This is a genomic window from Staphylococcus sp. HMSC072H03 (genome assembly GCF_001809305.1).
Lineage (GTDB): Bacteria > Bacillota > Bacilli > Staphylococcales > Staphylococcaceae > Staphylococcus > Staphylococcus hominis.
On sequence record NZ_KV796907.1, the window covers coordinates 1 to 310 of the forward strand.

Below are 310 nucleotides of genomic sequence, written 5' to 3' on the forward strand. Positions count from 1 at the left end.
CTATTATTTTCTTTGTCGTGAAGTAAACTAATCGCTTCAGTAAGTTTTGGTAAGACTGCTTTCACTTTGTCTAATGCTTCTTTCACTTCTGCTGGTGTTGCTTTTTCTTTATTTAACACTTCTTGTGCTTTCGTCTTAGCTTCTTCAATTTCACTTTGTATTCTTCCTAGAGCTTCATTATAAGCAGTGATGCTTGCTGGTTTTTTACCTTCGGTAATGCCACGTTGATCTAATTCTGGAAGTTTATGTTGTAATTCCGTTTTATCTGCTCTTAAATCATCTTTCGCTTGATTTAATGCTGTTAATGCTT

At 34.5% G+C, this 310-nt stretch carries 1 pseudogene; it reads right to left on the minus strand.

Annotated elements, in window-relative coordinates:
- Positions 1 to 310 (minus strand): annotated as a pseudogene (locus tag HMPREF2578_RS08795) (FIVAR domain-containing protein); the annotation flags it as partial.